This is a genomic window from Arthrobacter sp. R3-55 (assembly GCF_054161505.1).
Window position 1 is genome coordinate 2,397,127 of record NZ_CP096423.1, and the last position, 17,938, is coordinate 2,415,064.

The 17,938-nt window shown below is 62.2% G+C and carries 14 protein-coding genes; 10 read left to right on the top strand and 4 right to left on the bottom strand.

Annotated features, from left to right (window positions below; translation table 11 throughout):
• Position 1 precedes the first annotated feature (1 nt).
• Positions 2 to 1,048, bottom strand: coding sequence for an AAA family ATPase (locus M1D51_RS11170; RefSeq protein WP_458106500.1), 1,047 nt, complete (start codon positions 1,046 to 1,048; stop codon positions 2 to 4).
• A 66-nt stretch (positions 1,049 to 1,114) separates the two neighbouring features.
• On the opposite strand from M1D51_RS11170, the gene M1D51_RS11175 reads away from it, so the two are divergent.
• From M1D51_RS11175 to M1D51_RS11200, 6 genes are all read left to right on the top strand, one after another.
• Positions 1,115 to 2,461: a cytochrome P450 gene (locus M1D51_RS11175; protein ID WP_458106501.1), complete on the top strand. Its 1,347-nt coding sequence runs from the start codon at positions 1,115 to 1,117 to the stop codon at positions 2,459 to 2,461.
• 141 nt (positions 2,462 to 2,602) lie between these two features.
• A complete protein-coding gene (locus M1D51_RS11180) occupies positions 2,603 to 4,075 on the top strand; it encodes an aminotransferase class I/II-fold pyridoxal phosphate-dependent enzyme (protein ID WP_458106502.1) in 1,473 nt (490 codons plus the stop codon).
• 70 nt (positions 4,076 to 4,145) lie between these two features.
• Entirely contained in the window at positions 4,146 to 4,943 is a 798-nt protein-coding gene (locus tag M1D51_RS11185; protein ID WP_458106503.1) for a carbon-nitrogen hydrolase family protein, read from the top strand.
• Positions 4,944 to 5,050: 107 nt separating this feature from the next.
• On the top strand, positions 5,051 to 5,890 hold the full coding sequence (locus tag M1D51_RS11190) for a gamma-glutamyl-gamma-aminobutyrate hydrolase family protein (RefSeq protein ID WP_458106504.1): 840 nt from the start codon (positions 5,051 to 5,053) through the stop codon (positions 5,888 to 5,890).
• Positions 5,891 to 6,117: 227 nt separating this feature from the next.
• Positions 6,118 to 7,893 carry an N-acetylglutaminylglutamine amidotransferase gene (locus M1D51_RS11195; protein ID WP_458106505.1) on the top strand — a complete coding sequence of 592 codons (1,776 nt, stop codon included), beginning with the start codon at positions 6,118 to 6,120 and terminating at the stop codon, positions 7,891 to 7,893.
• Positions 7,893 to 9,281, top strand: coding sequence for a M20/M25/M40 family metallo-hydrolase (locus M1D51_RS11200; protein WP_458106506.1), 1,389 nt, complete (start codon positions 7,893 to 7,895; stop codon positions 9,279 to 9,281). The genes M1D51_RS11195 and M1D51_RS11200 overlap by 1 nt, the downstream gene beginning before the upstream one ends.
• Before the next feature lie 16 nt (positions 9,282 to 9,297).
• Here M1D51_RS11200 and M1D51_RS11205 read toward each other — a convergent pair whose 3' ends face one another.
• Complete coding sequence (locus M1D51_RS11205; RefSeq protein WP_458106507.1) at positions 9,298 to 10,074, bottom strand: GAF and ANTAR domain-containing protein; 777 nt, start codon at positions 10,072 to 10,074, stop codon at positions 9,298 to 9,300.
• 252 nt (positions 10,075 to 10,326) lie between these two features.
• Between M1D51_RS11205 and M1D51_RS11210 the strand changes: the two genes are divergently transcribed.
• From M1D51_RS11210 to M1D51_RS11220, 3 genes are read left to right on the top strand one after another with little or no spacing between them, the layout of a single operon-like run.
• Positions 10,327 to 11,373: a homoserine dehydrogenase gene (locus M1D51_RS11210; RefSeq protein ID WP_458106508.1), complete on the top strand. Its 1,047-nt coding sequence runs from the start codon at positions 10,327 to 10,329 to the stop codon at positions 11,371 to 11,373.
• Positions 11,366 to 12,781, top strand: a complete 1,416-nt coding sequence (locus M1D51_RS11215) for an aldehyde dehydrogenase family protein (protein ID WP_458106509.1) — start codon at positions 11,366 to 11,368, stop codon at positions 12,779 to 12,781. Before M1D51_RS11210 ends, M1D51_RS11215 begins: the two co-directional genes overlap by 8 nt.
• Positions 12,778 to 14,157: an aspartate ammonia-lyase gene (locus tag M1D51_RS11220; protein WP_458106510.1), complete on the top strand. Its 1,380-nt coding sequence runs from the start codon at positions 12,778 to 12,780 to the stop codon at positions 14,155 to 14,157. Before M1D51_RS11215 ends, M1D51_RS11220 begins: the two co-directional genes overlap by 4 nt.
• A gap of 35 nt (positions 14,158 to 14,192) precedes the next feature.
• Here the strand turns inward: M1D51_RS11220 and M1D51_RS11225 are convergent, their stop codons facing one another.
• Both M1D51_RS11225 and M1D51_RS11230 read right to left on the bottom strand, forming a co-directional pair.
• The gene (locus tag M1D51_RS11225; RefSeq protein WP_458106511.1) at positions 14,193 to 15,377 is read right to left on the bottom strand and encodes an MFS transporter; all 1,185 of its coding nucleotides are present in this window, start codon (positions 15,375 to 15,377) and stop codon (positions 14,193 to 14,195) included.
• Positions 15,378 to 15,458: 81 nt separating this feature from the next.
• Positions 15,459 to 16,346 (bottom strand): dihydrodipicolinate synthase family protein, encoded by an 888-nt coding sequence (locus M1D51_RS11230; protein ID WP_458106512.1) that lies wholly within the window; start codon positions 16,344 to 16,346, stop codon positions 15,459 to 15,461.
• A gap of 113 nt (positions 16,347 to 16,459) precedes the next feature.
• On the opposite strand from M1D51_RS11230, the gene pdxR reads away from it, so the two are divergent.
• Complete coding sequence (pdxR, locus tag M1D51_RS11235) at positions 16,460 to 17,857, top strand: MocR-like pyridoxine biosynthesis transcription factor PdxR (RefSeq protein WP_458106513.1); 1,398 nt, start codon at positions 16,460 to 16,462, stop codon at positions 17,855 to 17,857.
• The last annotated feature ends 81 nt before the right edge of the window (positions 17,858 to 17,938 follow it).

A 17,938-nucleotide genomic window follows, 5' to 3' on the forward strand; every position in this document is an offset into this window, starting at 1 on the left:
CTCAGGCCAGCCAGCGCCACCAGCGCGGTTGTTGCCGTTCCAGGGCACCTTCCGGCGTTGGTTCAGGCTCCGGCTCCTGACCAAGGGCCAGAGCGGCTTCAACAACGTCATCCTCGGTGAGCGTTATAACGGCTTCGCGATCAAGTGCATCAAGACTTTGCTCTTCATTGCGTGAGAGCCGCAGCGCCTGACGGTTGAGGGCCTGCTCAAACAGGGTGCGGGCGAACCGGGCGTTGCCGGAATCCTCGCCGGCGTGAAGCCCGGCGAGGATTCGCCGCAGCATCCGGTCCGCGCCCGGCCCCAGCGTGTACTGGTGTTGAGCCAGCATCTGATGAAAGATCGTCTCGAGTTCGTCCACGGAGTAGTCCGGGAAGGTGATCTCCCGGGCAAACCGGGAGCGAAGCCCGGGATTGGAGAGCAAAAAGGCCTCCATGAGCCGGGGGTACCCGGCCACGATCACCACCAGGCGGTGGCGGTGATCCTCCATTCGCTTAAGCAAGACCTCAATGGCCTCCGGTCCAAAATCCATCCGGCCATCCTCCGGAGCCAACGCGTAGGCCTCGTCGATGAACAAGACACCATCCAGCGCCCGCCGGATCACCCTGTCCGCCTTGATGGCGGTAGCCCCGACGTACTGACCCACCAGTCCGGATCGGTCCACCTCCACCAGATGCCCCTTCTGCAGCAAGCCAACCGCACGGTACATCTCGGCCAGGAGCCGCGCAACGGTGGTCTTGCCAGTGCCTGGATTTCCGAGAAACACCAAATGCTGGGATGTGGCCACCTCAGGAAGGCCATGGGCTTTGCGACGGGCCTGCACCTGGAGCAGTGCCACCAGCGCCCGCACCTGCTCCTTCACCGTCTCCAGCCCAACCAGGGCATCGAGCTCAGCCTGCACCTCGGACAGTGGCCGGGCCGGGCCGGGCCGGGCGCCCATAAGATCGCCTACCAGGTCATCGACGCGTTCTGAACCTGGCAGCTTGAGCTGATTGGCCAGATGGCCAATGGTTTCCCTCAACTCATCGAGCGGATTGCGGCTTGCAGCCATACATCCACTGTAATCCCCGATCCGGCCGTAATGCCTTGGCCGAAAGAAACTAAGTATGCTTATGGCATGAGTTCTCCTGCCTCACTGCCTCAAGCCTCAGTGCGGGACACGGCCGCATTCATTGCTGAAGTGTTCCTCCCCACGGTGGCCAAAGGGCCCATCAAGAGGAGGCCCCGGATGGAAGCCGCCGCCGAACGGTTCGGGCTGGATGCCAGGGCCGTCGCCAGAATGCAGAAATTGAGCCGCACCTACCCGGAGGGTCCCCTCCTCCTGCGCCTGCCTTTCCGGAAGCAGGCCGTGGCCCTCCACCCCTCAGAGGTGCACCTGGTCCTGGAGAACTCGCCCGATCCCTTTTCTCCCGCCAGCAGCGAAAAGCGTGGCGCCTTGGCACATTTTGAACCTCGGAACGTGCTGATTTCCACGGGCGGGGAACGGTCTGCCCGCCGGGCGCTGCAGGAACAAGCCCTGGACGCACATAGTCCGGTTCACCATCTTGCCAGCCACTTCCTCCCAGTCATCAACGAGGAAGCCGGGCACCTCATCGCAGGGCTGGCGGAGGAGAAGCAGCTGGACTGGGAACAGTTTTCCGCCGCGTGGGACCGGGTTGTCCGACGGATTGTTTTCGGCAACAACGCCGCGGACGACGTTGATTTGACCGCGAAGCTTACGCGCCTGCGCAAGGATGCCAACTGGTCCTCCTTGAAGCCCATGCGCTCCACGACGCGCGCGGCCTTCCTATCGACAGTCCGCCAACGGATGCTTGCAGCAGAACCTGGCAGCCTGGCGCATTCCTTGAAGGCACATGATGGATCACCAAAGACGGCACCGACGGACCAGATTCCGCAGTGGCTCTTCGCTTTCGACCCGGCGGGCATGGCCACCTTCCGCACGCTGGCCCTCCTGGCATCCCACCGGCCCCAACTCCAAAGCGTCAGGCATGAACTTTCCCGGGACGCATCCGAGCACCACCATTTGCCCTACCTCCGGGCTTGCGTCCTGGAGTCGCTCCGGCTTTGGCCCACCACCCCCATGATCCTGAGGCAAACCACCCGGGAGGTTCAATGGCCCCACGGCATGATGCCGGGGAACTGCGGCGTCCTGGTCTTCGCACCCTATTTCCACCGGGACGCTCGAGCGATTCCGGGAGCTGAGCTATTTCAACCAGAGCTTTGGATCGGACAGGGCCCGGATCACAGTCCGGATTGGGCACTGGTTCCCTTCAGCGAAGGCCCGGTCCGTTGCCCCGGCCGGCAACTGGTCCTGATGCTGACAAGTGCCTTCCTGGCCCAGCTCGTAGAGCGCACGGATTTTCTCCTCAACGAGCCCAAGCGGCTGGAACCAACAGAACGTCTTCCGGCGAACCTCAATCCCTTCTCACTCAGTTTCACCCTTCACCCGCGAGAGGGACGGTGAAATGTCCGCGGGCCGGAAGCATAGCTTCGGCCAACCTGCCCACCATTCATTCCTGATTCACCGTGTGCTTTGGCGGGTACTAACAGGGAGAGTCCGATCACTGAATTGTCAGTCAGATCTGCGCGAGGGATGGAGAAGACCATGGACCAGAACGAAGCACCGTTGGTTGACGCCTTGGCCGATTACCACCGCCTGGACCGTTATGGCTTTACGCCACCCGGCCATCGCCAAGGGCGCGGCGCCGACCCCCGCTCCCTGGAAGTCATGGGTTCGGACCCTTTCCGCTCCGATGTCCTGTCCACGGCCGGCGTCGATGATCGTAAATCCTCAGGCGGGTACCTCAGCAAGGCGGAGGAACTGATGGCCGAGGCGGTGGGCGCGGACAAAGCGTTCTTCTCCACCTGCGGCAGCTCTCTTTCGGTCAAAGCCTCAATTCTGGCCGTCACCAAGGGCAGCGGCGATCTGTTGATCGGGCGCGACGCCCACAAGTCAGTGGTGGCCGGAATCATCCTTTCCGGTCTGCAGCCCCGATGGATCCGTCCCCAATGGGACCGGGACCTGCACATTGCCCACCCTCCGTCTCCAGAGGAAGTGGAGAAGATGTGGCAGCGATACCCGGACGCTGCTGCGGCCCTCATTACCAGCCCCACTCCTTACGGGACATGCGCAGATATCCAAAAAATCGCCGAGATCTGCCACTCCCGCGGAAAGCCACTGATCATCGATGAAGCATGGGGCGCGCACTTGCCATTCCACGATCGGCTGCCCACCTGGGCCATGGACGCCGGCGCTGACATCTGTGTGGTCAGCGTCCACAAAATGGGCATGGGCTTCGAGCAGGGTTCGGTCTACCACCTCCAGGGCAATCTTGTGGATCCCGTCCGCCTCAGCCAGTGCGCGGACTTACTCTCCACCACGAGTGCCAACGTCATGATCTATGCGGCCATCGACGGCTGGCGCCGGAAGATGGCCCTCGAGGGACAAACAGTACTGGAGAAGACCCTGGCTCTTGCCGGGAACGTACGAACCGGGCTCGATGCCTTGGACGGACTCCATGTTTTGGGACCCGAACTGGTGCGGGCCGAAGCATCCCATGACTTTGATCCCCTCCATGTCCTGATCGATGTCTCTGAGCTGGGCATTAGCGGCTACCAGGCAGCGGATTGGCTGCGTGATAAGTGCCGACTGGACGTGGGGCTCAACGATCACCGCCGCATCGAGGCGACCCTGTCCCAATCCGACGACGACAAGACCACCGCTCGGTTGCTCGAGGGCATGCGGCAGCTCATCGATGCGGCCCCGGACATGCCCGAACCGGCAAAGGTGGAGCTTCCGGCTCCGGAAGATCTGGAAATGGAAACCGTCCTGCTGCCCCGCGAAGCTTTCTTCGGACCCGTGGAAAATGTGCCGGCCGAAGAAGCTGCAGGCCGGATCGCGGCAGAACAATTGACGCCCTATCCTCCTGGAGTGCCGGCAATCCTTCCCGGCGAAAGAATCAACGCCGCGGTGGTCGAATACCTGCGCAGTGGAACTGCGGCAGGGATGGTCCTGCCGGATCCTGCGGATCCAACGGTGAAAACCATCAGGGTGGTGGCACACCAACGGGATCAATGATCCGGGCAAGGTCCGGTTCATGGACGCCCGGGGGTTTCACCGATCGCCATCTCCACGGCACTCTTGATGTATGAGGATCGCTTCAGGGCAGTTCAGCGCGGGGATCGATTCGCAGCGCAATCTCCAAGAGATCCTGCAGATGATGACATCGGCTGCCCGTGGGGGTGCTGAGCTGCTGGTTCTGCCCGAATCCTCTCTCTACGCCAGCAGCGAGCCGCCTGCAGCCTTGGCCCGGGCCGCCCAGCCACTGGACGGTCCGTTCATCAGCGCCATCGCAGCATCAGCCCGCGATCTGGAGCTCCCCGTGGTGGTGGGAACCACGGAAACGAACCCGGACGGCCTCCCCTTCAACACCGTCGTGGCGCTCGATGCACGCGGTTCAGTTCACGCGACATATCGAAAAGTCCACTTGTACGATGCCTTCGGATACACCGAAAGTTCCGGAGTCAGTCCAGGCACCATCACACCGCCGGAACTACTGGTTTTCGGTGCCCTGCGTTTGGGAATCCTGACATGCTACGACCTCCGCTTTCCCGAAAGCGCCCGATACCTGGTTGACGCCGGGGCGAACGTCCTGCTCCTCCCGGCCATGTGGATTGTGGGTCCGGGCAAGGAGGATCACTGGAGCACCCTGATCCGGGCCAGGGCCATCGAAAACACCGCCTATGTGATCGCAGCCAATCAAACAGGACCCCTCGCCACCGGATATTCCGTCATGGTGGACCCCTTTGGTGTGGTCATGGCCAGTGCCGGAGAAGCCCCGGAGGTCATTCATTCCGAGCTCACGGCCCAACGGATCAGAGAGGTCCGCGAGCGGGTCCCCTCGCTGCTGAACCGGCGTTTCACCGTGGTTCCCAAGCATCCGTGACAGCAAGAGGACGTGACCGGACTGACATCCGTTTTTGACATTCCCGAAATAAAATGCGGTGTCCCCTGTCCTAGAATTTAAGGGACGTTTTGCCCCGGAAGGACCCCATGGAAACCACAGACACAGCAGTAAAACCCGTCATTGGACTCACCACATACCTGGAACAGGCAGGTACGGACGGTTGCGGCACGGTGGAGGCCGCCTTCCTTCCGGAAACCTACCTGACTCCCCTGACCCGGGCTGGAGGGATCCCCGTCCTTCTGCCGCCGCAGCCGATCACAGCGGGGGTCATAGAGCTTCTTATCAGCCGTTTGGATGGCCTGGTGATCCCCGGCGGCTGGGACGTCGACCCCGCTCTTTACGGGCAGGAGCGCCACGAAAAGACCGATCAGCCACGCCCGGAGCGAGACGCCTGGGAGCAAGCGCTGATCCGGGAAGCCATCCGCCAGGACATCCCGCTGCTCTGCATCTGCCGTGGCGAGCAACTGCTGAACGTGACCCTCGGCGGCACCTTGCACCAACACCTCCCCGAGGTAGTGGGAAAGGACCTCTATCAAGCAGGCGGCTACCAGTTCACCTTGATTCCGGTGATGGTGCGGCCGGATTCTCTTTTGGCCCGCTTGACCGGACTGAGCCTGGATGCCGTACCGGTATCCCATCACCAGGCAGTGGACGCGCTCGGTGAGGGGCTTGTGGCCTCGGCATGGAGCGAGGACCGCATTGTCGAAGCGATCGAGTACCCGGAAAACACCTTCACGGTGGGCATTCAGTGGCACCCCGAGGAACTCCCTGAGGAATTCGGCCTGTTCCGGGGTTTTATCGAGGCAGCACGCGGAAAGTATCTGTCCCGTCTGCTCCCCGTGTCCTCGGGTCCTGCCTCGGAAGAACTCAGCGTCGCCCTTAGTGGGACACCGGCCCTGCCCTCAAGCCAACTGCCGACGCATTGACCACAGGTATTGCACGACTGTAGTTTTGCTTGCCCGAAATAACTAAGCATGCTTACTATAGGGGTGCTTTCGAGGTTAAGCAGTTAGCCCGCAGCTCTGCCGAGGAGCACCTGTGGATCACCACATCACCCCTCATACGAAGACCGCAGCAATGCACTTCAGCGACACGGCAGCAATGACGCCCGATGTCGCCGGCCTTGGCAGCCCATCCAAAGCAAGGAACAGCGATGTGCGGAATTGCCGGCGAAATAGCATTCAGCGGTAGGCGGGCCTCCAGGGATTCAGTCCTGGAGATGATGGGGGCAATGACCTCCCGGGGGCCGGACGGGCACGGCACCCGGGACGACGGTTGGGTAGTGCTGGGACACCAAAGGCTCAGCATCATCGACCTCTCCCCCGCTGGTGCGCAGCCCATGGTGGATGGTCACGTAGCCATCACATTCAACGGCTGCATCTACAACTACAAAGAACTTCGCCTGGAACTGGAGCCGGAGTTCACCTTCGAATCCACCTCGGATACGGAGGTGATCCTGAAGGCATATCAAAAGTGGGGCCAGGACTTCGTGCATCATCTGACAGGGATGTTTGCGATAGCGCTCACCGATACGCATCGCCGGGAAGTGCTTCTGGTCCGGGACCGCTTGGGAATCAAGCCCCTGTACGTGACCAACCTCCAGGGACGGATGCGGTTCGCTTCGACGCTTCCGGCGCTTGTGTCCTCCGGAGGAGTGGACACTTCCCTGGACGAGACAGCACTGCACCACTACCTCAGCTGGCACTCGATCGTCCCCGCTCCCAGGACCATCCTCAAAGGGGTTGCGAAAATTCCCGCAGCCACCGTCAGGACCGTCAAGGCGGACGGCACATGGCAGGACCATGAGTACTGGAAGCCGCAATATACACGCAACGAGCGATATTCCGGCTGGTCAGCCAAGGACTGGGAGGAAGCGGTCACCGATGCCCTCCGAACAGCAGTACGACGCCGGATGGTTGCCGATGTGCCGGTAGGCGTCCTTCTGTCCGGCGGGCTCGATTCAAGCCTGTTGGTGGCCCTGCTGGCAGAGGAAGGACAACACGGGCTCTCCACGTTCAGCATCGGATTTGACGGAGCCGGCGGAGATTCGGGCAACGAGTTCATCTACTCAGACCGGATTGCCGAAACGTTCGGCACCAGGCACGAGCGGCTCCACATCAGCACAGCTGACTTTGCCCCCGCCATCCCGGCTGCCGTGTCCGCGATGTCCGAGCCCATGGCCAGCCACGATGTCACCGCATTCCATCTCCTATCCGAAGCTGTCTCGCATCATCTGAAAGTGGTTCAGTGCGGCCAAGGGGCAGATGAGGTATTTGCCGGCTACCGGTACCATCAGCCCCTCGCGTCCGTGCCTCGGGACCAGGCTTTGAGCACTTTCACTTCCGCCTTTGTGGACCATACGAACCACCAAGTTGCTGACATGGTGGAGCCGGAATGGTGGACAGGAAAAGATGCCAGCCGGGACCTCCTCGCCGCCCACCTCGCCCAACCCGGCGCCGACACCGCATTGGATGCCGTGCTGCGCTTGGATACACATCTGCTCATGGTGGACGATCCCGTCAAGAGACTAGATAACATGTCCATGGCGTGGAGCATTGAGGCCCGGGTTCCCTTCCTGGACCAGCATCTGGTGGAACTCGCTGCTGCCTGCCCGCCCGGGCTCAAAGCATCACAGGGGGGCAAAGGCATCCTCAAGAATCTGGGACGCAAGGTTCTGCCCAAAGAAGTGGTGGACCGGCCCAAAGGATACTTCCCCGTACCAGCACTAAGACACTTGGAGGAACCATTCCTCTCCCTGGTAGGCGAGGCCCTTCATGCGCCCGAGGCCAAGCAGCGAGGCCTTTTTCGCTCCGACTTCGTCGAAGGGCTGCTGGCTAATCCCAACGAGCGCCGGACCCCCGTGAACAGCAACGTCCTGTGGCAGGTGGCGCTTCTGGAAATGTGGCTCCAAAGCCATGGTGTGGGCTGATGCCGGTAATCGAGTACCTCAGGGAGGCTGTGGAGGCCGATTTTGCCGAAACCACACTCCAGCTTTCGGAGTTGGTACGTACACCAGCCATTGCGTGGGACGCCTATGATCCCGGCGAGTTGGACACGGCTGCCTCGCAGGTAGCCGGGCTCCTTCGAAAAGCCGGGCTGGCCGACGTCGTACTTCTTCAAGCGCCGCGCCCTGACGCACAACCGGGTGCCCCCGCGGTGGTGGGCCGCAAGCCCGCGCAGGCTGGCAAGCCCACCATTCTGCTGTACGCGCACTACGACGTCCAACCTGTTGGTGACCTGGCGCTGTGGAATAGTCCCCCATTTCACATGGTGGAACGGGACGGACGATTCTGGGGCCGCGGCGTTGCAGACAACAAGGCCGGGGTGATCCTCCATGTCGCCGCCCTTCGCGCCGCCATGCGCGTCCTCGGTGATGAGTTGGGCGTGGGTATCACCGTGCTCATCGATGGTGAGGAGGAAGTGGGATCGCCCAGCCTGCCCGTACTGCTGCAGGACCATCCCGCCCTGCTCAACGCCAATCTTGTGGTGGTGGCCGACTCCGGGAACTGGCAGGTCGGGATACCTGCGCTGACCACAAGCCTGCGTGGCTTGATTTCGGGGACCATTGAAGTCCGGACCCTGGAGCACGCGCTGCATTCGGGCACGTACGGCGGTCCGCTGCTGGATGCCGTGACGGTTCTATCATGGCTGATCACCACACTGCATGACGACGACGGCGCTGTGGCCGTGCGCGGTTTGCCCGTTTTTGAACCGGAATCCACCCGGAGCCCTGTTCCGCAGTTCGACGAAACAATGTTCCGAAGGGACGCCCGGGTGCCGCCGGGCACCATCCTTGCGGGGCGCGGAACCTTGGCATCCCGCTTGTGGAACAAGCCGGCGCTGTCCATCATCGGCATGGACGTGCCTTCGATCGCAGAATCCTCCGACACACTGTTGCCCGTGGCCAAAGCCAGGCTCAGCCTGTCCCTGGCCCCGGGTACCAATACTTCCGAGGCCATGGAAGCGGTCAGGCAGCATGTTGAAGGTCTCTCCCCCTTTGGGGCGGATGTGCGCTTTATCCCCGGCGGCAGGACGGAGGGCTTCGCCGGCGATTCTTCCTCGGCAGCAGGACAAGCCATGCTTTCTGCCATGACTGAGAGCTGGGGAGTGCCGGCGGTGTGCATGGGGGTGGGAGGTTCAATCCCGGTAGTGGACATGCTGGCCAGGCTTTGCCCGGAGGCCGATGTGCTGATCACTGGTGCCGAAGACCCTGATTCCAGGGCGCACGGGGCCAACGAGTCGATTCATGCAGCCGACTTCCAGAAGGGAATCGTTGCCGAAGCGCTGCTTCTGGCCCGTATGAATTCCGCTCCCTGACAATGCCTGGGTGGCCCTACTCCTCGAAATGTGCGGTGACTTGCCGTTCGCCCGCAACGGAGGCAACAATGGACGCGGCAACGTCATGGAGCTTGATATTGCGATGACTGGATGAGTCAGCGATGATCCTGAATGCCGCCTCCCGGCCGCAACGGTTCTGTGCCATCACGATTCCCACAGCGTTATCGATGACCGTACGGGACTGCATGGCCGACGTGAGGTCATCGCGGGTGTGCTTCAGGTGAGCGATCCTCAGGGCCAGCCTTAGTGAGACAGCCCCATGTTCAGCGAACGCTTCCGCCGCCAGGATGCGGGGCTCTCCAAACCCTGCGGTGGGAACGCAGTAAAGGTTCATGACAGCTTCAGCTTCGCCTGCGAGTTCCAATGCTACTGCCAGGATGGATCCAATGCCCTCCTTCCTGACGGCCTTCATGTACTGGGGCCAGCGGGTCTCGGCAGCGGTATCAGCAACGTAAACGACGCTCCTGTCGCGCAGCGCGGTCAGGCACGGCCCGTCCCCGAAACTATTTTGAAGAGTGTCCAGACGGCGGGCCCGCTCATCACTGCTGGCCGCGACAACTCCTCTTTTTCGCCTGACGACGGTAACGCCGCACATCACTTTTTTTGTATCGGTGGAAAACCTCGATGCCGAAAGGGAGGAGAAGTGACACAGAAAATCTCCAACGTCCGGGCTGTCCAGGACCATGTCCTGCAACGTGCACCCAAGATCAGGACCAAGCCCGGGATCGATTGCGGTGATGTCCAGGGCCTGTGCCTGCTGATGCTTGCTCATAGCTCTGAAACCCTCTCGGCTGATTGCAATAAATACATTGTGTCTGCTTCCAGTCAGTTACTAAAGGGGTTCCGGCTTACTTCGCTGGAGCAGCGGAACACTGCATTGAGAACGCGGCCATTAGCATCCCGTTCACATCGGTTGTGGTTTGGGCGTTTCGGCATCCCCGACGGGCGATTCGTATCTAGGTAACTGACACTCCCTGGGCCGAGGCTTGAAGGACAGCATCACCGCCCTACCAAGGAGATTGAAGTGACTACTTACAACCTGGCCCTGATCGGTTTCGGAGGCGTCAACCGCGCCTTGGCAGAACTGATCCGCGACGAGCCCCGGCGATTCGCTTCCCTCGGATTCGAGCTCCGCGTCGTAGCCATCACCGACCTTGCCTTCGGATCGCTCGTGCAGGGCGACGGCATCGACCTTGCAGCTGTCCTGGCCATGCCGCGCGGATCATCCTTCGACGGGCTCCCGGGCGGTAGTTCCGACCCCCGCAACGAAGATGTCATCAAGAACAGCCCTGCAGACATCGTCGTCGAAGCGACCTTCACCAGCCCGATCGACGGCGAACCGGCAGTTTCGCACGTGAGGTGGGCCATTGAGTCCGGCAAGCATGTAGTGACCACCAACAAGGGACCCGTGGCCCTGAAGGGAATCGAACTGAGCAAACTCGCTGCCGGGAATGGCGTCCGCTTTGAGTACGAAGGCGCCGTGATGAGCGGCACGCCCGTGATACGTCTGGCACACAAAATGCTCGGCGGGCTTGATGTAACTGCAGTGCAGGGAATTCTGAATGGAACCAGCAACTACGTGCTGGGCCGCATGGAAGCAGGGCTGGGCTTGGACGAAGCCATTGCCGAAGCCCAGGATCTCGGATATGCAGAGGCTGACCCCACCGCGGATATTGGCGGCTCTGACGTCCGGCTCAAAGTTGCCATCCTGGCGAACGAACTGCTCGGCGCCACCATCGACCCCGGCGATGTAGCGACCACCGGCATCCAGGACATCACGAGCGAGGACGTAGCCGCGGCACTGGCAAACGGACTGCATTGGAAATTGGTTGGTGAAGCCCGCCGTGAAGCCGACGGCCGGGTCGTCGCAACCGTGCAGCCACTGGCTCTGGCGGCTGACCACCCCCTTGCCGGCATTTCCGGTGCCACCAACGCCGTTTCCTTCAGCACCGACCTCCTTGGACCTGTCACGGTTTCGGGTCCGGGAGCCGGTCGCGTCGAGACTGCCTACGCCCTGATTTCCGACATCATGGCGGTCAACGAATTCGCCAAAGGAGCCGTCCGTGCCTGAAACAGCCATTGCCGAAACCAACTCTCCGGTAACAACCCATGAACTGGTGGTGCGCAACAAGTTTGACGGTACAGTCCTTGCCACCTTGGATCAGTGCTCCGAGGCGGGCGTCAGGGTGGAGCTCATTCGCGCAGCCGCGGCCGCTCCGAATGCTGCAGCGATGCCGCGACATGAGCGCGGCCGGATTCTCGATACCGCCGCGGAGCTTCTTCAGGAACGAGCCGGGATGGTGGCCGAACTGATCGTTGCCGAAGCCGGAAAGACCATCAAGCAGGCCCGCAAAGAAGTCTCCCGCGCAGTGAACACCCTCAAACTCTCCGCTGCGGAAACACGCCGGAACGTTGGAGAAGTTGTTCCGTTCGACTCGTTTGCCGGTTCTGAGAACCGGCAGGGTTGGTTCACCCGTGAACCACTGGGACTCATCGCGGCGATCACCCCCTACAACGACGCCTTGAACCTCGTGGCCCACAAACTCGGCCCCGCGGTAGCCGGCGGCAACACCGTCATCCTCAAGCCCTCCCAACTGACCCCGCTCACGGCCATCCTCCTGGTTGACCTGCTGCAGGAAGCAGGCCTACCCACCGAGTTCATCACCGTTGTCCTGGGTGACCGCACCATCGCGCAAACGATCATCTCCTCCAAACTGGTCCGCATGGTCTCCTTCACCGGAGGTTTCGCCACCGGGCGTGCCATCGCGGCGAACGCCGGCATCAAGCGCTTGTCCATGGAACTCGGCGGCAACGCACCGGTCATTGTCTTCGACGACGCCGACCTTTCCACCGCCGTCGAAGCCTGTGTTTCCGGTTCGTTCTGGGCAGCGGGCCAGAACTGCATCGGCGCCCAGCGGATCCTCGTCCAGCGATCAGTCTTTGATGCCTTTGTACAGGACTTCACCGAACGAACCGCGGCGCTGAAGACCGGCGACCCCCGCGCCGAACAGACCGACGTCGGGCCCATGATCAGCAACGCCGCCGCAGCCGAAGCCAAACGCAAGATCGACGCGGCGGTTTCAGCTGGTGCGCAACTGCTCACCGGTGGAACCCTCACCGGGCCGGTCCTCACACCTGCTGTGCTCACCGGAGTGCCCCGCAACTGCGAAGCCTGGAGCGAGGAACTCTTCGCCCCTGTGGTTTTAGTGGAACCCTTCGACACCGCCGAGGAAGCCATCGATCTGGCCAACGACAGCGAATATGCGCTGCAGGCCGGAGTCTTCACGAAAGACCTGGGCCGGGCCTTGGCCACCGCCAAGGCAATCGACGCCGGCGGGGTCATGATTAATGACTCCTCCGACTACCGACATGACGCAATGCCGTTCGGCGGATCCAAGTACGGCAGCATGGGCCGCGAAGGCGTCCACTTCGCCTACGAGGAAATGACCCAGCCCAAAGTCATCGCGATCGCCTCATGATCACAGGAGTCAGGATCGAGCGGGACAGCCTGGGGTCTCTGGCTGTCCCGCACTCCGCACTGTGGGGAATCCACACCGAGCGGGCCATCCTCAACTTCCCCATCAGTGGAATTCCCTTGGGAACCCACCGCCACTTGGTCCAGGCACTCGCCTTCGTCAAGAAAGCCGCAGCCCTCACCAACACCGGGCTGGGACTCCTCCCGGCAGACATAGGCAACGCCATCGCTTCAGCCTGCGACACCGTGGCCGCCGGCGACGTCGACCACGCATTCCCGGTGGACGTCATCCAAGGCGGCGCGGGAACATCGACCAACATGAACGCCAACGAGGTCATCGCCAACCTCGCACTGGAAGCCCTGGGGCACCCGCGGGGTTCCTACGATGTAGTGGACCCGATCGGGCACGTCAACAAATGCCAGTCCACCAATGACGTCTACCCGACGGCGGTGCGCCTGGCCTTGGTGTTCGCGTTGGAGGATCTGCTGGAGCGTCTGGCCTTGCTTTCGGCAGCGTTCGCTGAGCGCGGCGAGGCGTTCGCCTCCATCCCGAAAGTTGGACGCACCCAACTCCAGGATGCTGTGCCGATGACCCTGGGACAGGAGTTCACAGCGTTCTCCGTGACGCTTGAGGAAGACCAGCGCCGGCTGCGCGAGGCGGCCGCGTTGTTACTCGAGTGCAGCCTCGGCGCCACAGCCATCGGCACCGGGATCACTGCTGATCCCCGGTATGTTGCAGGCATCATTGACCAGCTTTCAGACGTGAGCGGGGTGCAGTTGGTCCGCGCCCATGACTTCATCGAAGCGACGTGGGACACCGGTGCGTTCATGACGTTTTCCGGAGCGCTTAAACGCACCGCCATCAAGCTCTCCAAAATCTGCAGTGACCTCCGGCTGCTCTCCAGCGGACCACAAACAGGATTGGGCGAGATCCTGCTCCCTCCACGCCAGGCAGGCTCCTCGATCATGCCCGGGAAAGTCAACCCGGTGATCCCGGAGGTGGTCAACCAGATTGCGTTCCTGGTGGCCGGGGCCGACCTCACCGTCACCATGGCTGCGGACAATGGACAGCTTCAGCTCAACGCCTTTGAACCGGTGATCGCCCATACCCTGTTGCAATCACTGAACTGGCTCACCAATGGGACCGATGTGTTGCGTGACCTTTGCGTCGAGGGCATCGAAGCGAATGAAGCTTTGCTGAGGTCCCGTGCAAGAGCCTCCACGGCGCAAGCCACTGCACTGCTTCCACTGGTGGGCTACGCCGTGGCAGCAGAACTCTCACACCGCGCTCTTGCCTCAGGGCAAAGCGTCCTCGACCTCGCTGTCGATGAAGGCCTGCTCCTGCCTGAACAGGTCCAAGGCTATGAGGCGGCAGGGTGAAAGCGGCCTTCCCTTCCTCCCCCTGCCGCGAAAGGTCAGGTCCGGTGCCGGCCCCTCCGACGGTCCAGCAACGAGGTCATCACCGCGAGGGCGATAAGACCGGATGCCAGGAACAAGGGAAGCTGGGTGGCAGGGGCAATGAGTGCCCCTGCCAGTGCCGTCCCGGCCGATCCGGCCGTGATTTTCAGGGCCCCGATCCACACGAATACCTGGCCCCGCGCAGCGGTTGGCGCGTATTCGCTGCGCGCGGCCAGAGTGGACGCGAAGAAGTAGGAATTCAGTACTCCGGCACAGGCAAAAGCTGCAACCGCCAGCGGGAACTCACCGGCAACAGCTGCACCGCACAAAGCAACCGCGACGGCGGCAGCCAGCCACGTCATCAGCGGATCCGCGTCGGTTTTCAGTGGTCGGATCATGACTCCGGCTGAACCCAGGAGTCCGCCGAGCCCGTAACCGGCTGTCAGGATACCGGCTGCAGCCGGGGCAACCCCCAAGTCCCCAGTTGAGGCCACCGCAGTAATCGGCAACGCCGCCACTGACAGCGCCACGATCACCGTCATATACAGGGTGCGCCTCAGCGGGCCGCTGGAGACCATTATCAGCAACGTCCGGCCAGGCCGGGGAACCTCAGCGGCGATCGAACCCGGGGGCGAGTAAGGCAGGAGCCTGATCAAGGCGGCCGCCACGAACGTCAATGCCGCGAGCATCAAGGCTGCCGTAGCCGGATTGACCCAGGCAGAGACCGCCGCAACCAAGGATGGCCCGATTGTCCCGCTGATCCCGTAGGTGGCCACATCCCAGCCCTGAGCACGCCTTTGGCTGGTCCTGCCGGGTCCTGCGATTGCTGCCAGCCTGCTGCTGATACCGCCCGTCAGGAGGGGACCGACCAGTCCGGAGGCAATGAGCAACACGCCGGGGACGACGGGCGGCGCTACCGGGAAGAGGAGAACGGCGGCTGCCAGGGTGGCCCCGTGGACCACACATGCCCACGCAATCACCGTCCTGCCATCCTTGGCTGTATCCAGGCTGCGCGCAACGAGTGGTCCGAAGAGGTGCGGAGCCGTGATGCACGCTCCCAGAATTCCGGCCACCCAACCGGGCGACCCACTGGTGGTCGCCAATAAGACGATGGCTACAACGGCACCGCCATCGCCACTTCGAGCCAGGGTGGCAGCCAGCACATAGCGGGCAAGGCCGCCTGCTGCCCCCTGCTGCTCCATCCTTGGTTGACTGTTTTTCCTTGATGATTGAAGGGCCCCAATCCCCCTCCTTGCCGGGGCAATTCGATACTGACCCAACTGCTAAGCCTCCAAACCACAGCGCCGAATGGCCTCGGCCACCTTTTCCCGCCCCTCGGAATCCAAACCGTGGAGGGGCAGTGGCAATGCCGAGGACGGCACGATGCCAAGATCCTCGGCCAAAGCCGCAGTCACCCGCAGGCTTCCATAGGTGCGGAACAGGGACCAGACGGGTTCCAGGGCCGAGGAAGCGGCCAATGCCAGATCACTTCGACCCGCCACAGCGTGGTCAACAAGAACCCTGGCCTGGTGGGGCAACACCCCGGCTATCACCGAGTACCAAACATTGCATCCCGCCAGCAGCGCCTCGGCAGCGATCCAGTCACCGCTGATGCCAAGTGATGTTCCCTGCGGCAAGCCCGTCTTGAGCCTGGTCATCCTGGCAGCAACTTCCCCTGCTGCGGGCGGAGGAATCTTGATGGAGGCTATCCCCGGGATTCCTGCGATCCTGGAGTGCAGGTGGTCACTGAATGTGAAACCGGTGGTGCCCGGGTTGTCGTACACAACGATCGGAAGATCAGACTCCGCCGCTACGGTATCGAAGAGTCCGAAGACCTCCGCCTCCGAAAGCCGCTGGTAGGACACGGGGGCCAGCAGCAAAGCTGAAGCGCCGGCGCCTTGGGCATCACCGGCAAACATCAGGACGTCCCGTGTGCGAACGGCCCCAATTCCGGCGAGGACGGGGACGCCGCCGGAAGCCTCCACCGCGACCTCCAAGACCGACCGCCGCTCCTCCCGGGAGAGGTATGCGTAGTTTCCCGTTGAACCAAGAACACCCAGAGAGTCCACACCGGCCTGAGCTGCACGGTCCACCACCTTGGCGAGGGCACGGAGGTCCACCCTTTCACCAGCCATGGGGGTGAGGGGGAATGCGCTGAGGCCGTTAAACACTGGTTCCTGCTTTCATCGTGCTGCAACGAGGCAGCGCTTATGTGTCACAGTCCATGCTTCCAAAGGCCTTGGTCCTACACTAGGTCCAAGAAACAAGAAGTCCGGAGGTCCAAGTGAGTGAAGCCGAACTACCGATCGAGTTGGACAGGAGCGGCCCCGCTTCCCTCGCAGCCCAGGTGGCCAGCCAATTGCGGGTGGCCATCCTCAACGGCGTTTTGCAGCCGGAGCATACACTTCCCTCTACCCGGCGCCTTGCCGTGGAATTGTCGGTCTCCAGGGGTGTGGTGGTGCGTGCCTTCGAACAACTGTCCGGCGAGGGGTTCCTGGAGGGCAACGGTGCGGGCGGCACCAAAGTGGCCGTCCGCCCGGATATGCACCCACGCCCTGCCCAAGTCAGGCAACCTTCCAGTGCCCGGCCCAAGGCTGACGTCATAGACCTCACGCCGGGCCGCCCCTCTGGATCACCGTTTCAAGACAGGCAATGGCGCAGCTCCTGGAAATTGGCCGTAGCGGAGGAAGGCAAGGTCCAACTTCCGCCGGCATTGGGAACCTGGGCGCTTCGAGAAGCCGTGGCTGACCATTTAGCCGTTTCCAGGGGCCTGGCCATCGATGCTGATGGTGTCATCATCACCGCCGGAACCAGTGATGCACTGCAGCTCATCGTGGCCATGCTCCGCACCCGGGTGGCTCGTCCGAACATCCTGGTTGAAGACCCGGGGTACCCCACCGCGCGCCGGGTCATGACAGCTGCCGGGGCCCGGATCAATACAGTCCCTGTGGATGAGAACGGTCTTAGGGCCTCTCAGTTGGCCGGCTTAAAGAGCACGCCGGACGCAGTCCTGGTAACACCCAGCCATCAGTATCCCCTGGGTGGCAGGATGGCGGTTCAGGAAAGAATCGGGTTGCTTCATTGGGCCGGACACCACAACGTCCTTGTGCTTGAAGACGATTACGACAGCGAATTTCGACACAGCAGAATGCCCCTCCCGGCAGTGGCATCCCTCCCCGGCACCGCCGACGTCGTCCTGCTTGGAACGTTTTCCAAGAACCTCAGCCCGTGGCTACGATGCGGTTACCTGGTGGTTCGGGGTAATGCCGGCCAACGGATCAAAGCCACACGGGAAGCTCTGGACACGCCGGTGGCCGGCGTACTGCAGTCCGCGATCGCTCACTACATCAAGGGTGGTGGCCTTTCCCGTCACGTCACCCGAGCCAGGCGCGAATACTCCCATCGCCGATCCCTTCTCATTGACCGGCTTGGTCACAGAAAAGACCTGGAGCTCTCAGCCTTGGATGGCGGGCTGCACGCCGTGGTGCATTTCAAGGCCCCGGAGGCAACTGAAGTGGCGGCCAAGGCCTTGGCCCAGGGTGTGCTGGTGGTACCCCTCGCCGCATATTACGCTGATCGCCAGGCCGAGAACGGGCTCGTTCTGGGCTATGGTGCCGTGTCCGATCTGCAGCTCTCCAAAGCTTTGGCTATCCTGTCCGGCCTCATGGGATCAGGGGCTTAGGTGATACGAGGGCACTTGGGGACTGACGATCGCACGATCGGCGGCAGCCTTTTCACAGCCGCATCTTCCAGGTGACTAGGC

Bases quoted from the DNA above. Each gene is read 5' to 3' on its own strand.
- M1D51_RS11170 (WP_458106500.1), bottom strand. From the start codon at position 1,048: ATGGCTGCAAGCCGCAATCCGCTCGATGAGTTGAGGGAAACCATTGGC.
- M1D51_RS11175 (WP_458106501.1), top strand. From the start codon at position 1,115: ATGAGTTCTCCTGCCTCACTGCCTCAAGCCTCAGTGCGGGACACGGCC.
- M1D51_RS11180 (WP_458106502.1), top strand. From the start codon at position 2,603: ATGGACCAGAACGAAGCACCGTTGGTTGACGCCTTGGCCGATTACCAC.
- M1D51_RS11185 (WP_458106503.1), top strand. From the start codon at position 4,146: ATGAGGATCGCTTCAGGGCAGTTCAGCGCGGGGATCGATTCGCAGCGC.
- M1D51_RS11190 (WP_458106504.1), top strand. From the start codon at position 5,051: ATGGAAACCACAGACACAGCAGTAAAACCCGTCATTGGACTCACCACA.
- M1D51_RS11195 (WP_458106505.1), top strand. From the start codon at position 6,118: ATGTGCGGAATTGCCGGCGAAATAGCATTCAGCGGTAGGCGGGCCTCC.
- M1D51_RS11200 (WP_458106506.1), top strand. From the start codon at position 7,893: ATGCCGGTAATCGAGTACCTCAGGGAGGCTGTGGAGGCCGATTTTGCC.
- M1D51_RS11205 (WP_458106507.1), bottom strand. From the start codon at position 10,074: ATGAGCAAGCATCAGCAGGCACAGGCCCTGGACATCACCGCAATCGAT.
- M1D51_RS11220 (WP_458106510.1), top strand. From the start codon at position 12,778: ATGATCACAGGAGTCAGGATCGAGCGGGACAGCCTGGGGTCTCTGGCT.
- M1D51_RS11225 (WP_458106511.1), bottom strand. From the start codon at position 15,377: ATGGAGCAGCAGGGGGCAGCAGGCGGCCTTGCCCGCTATGTGCTGGCT.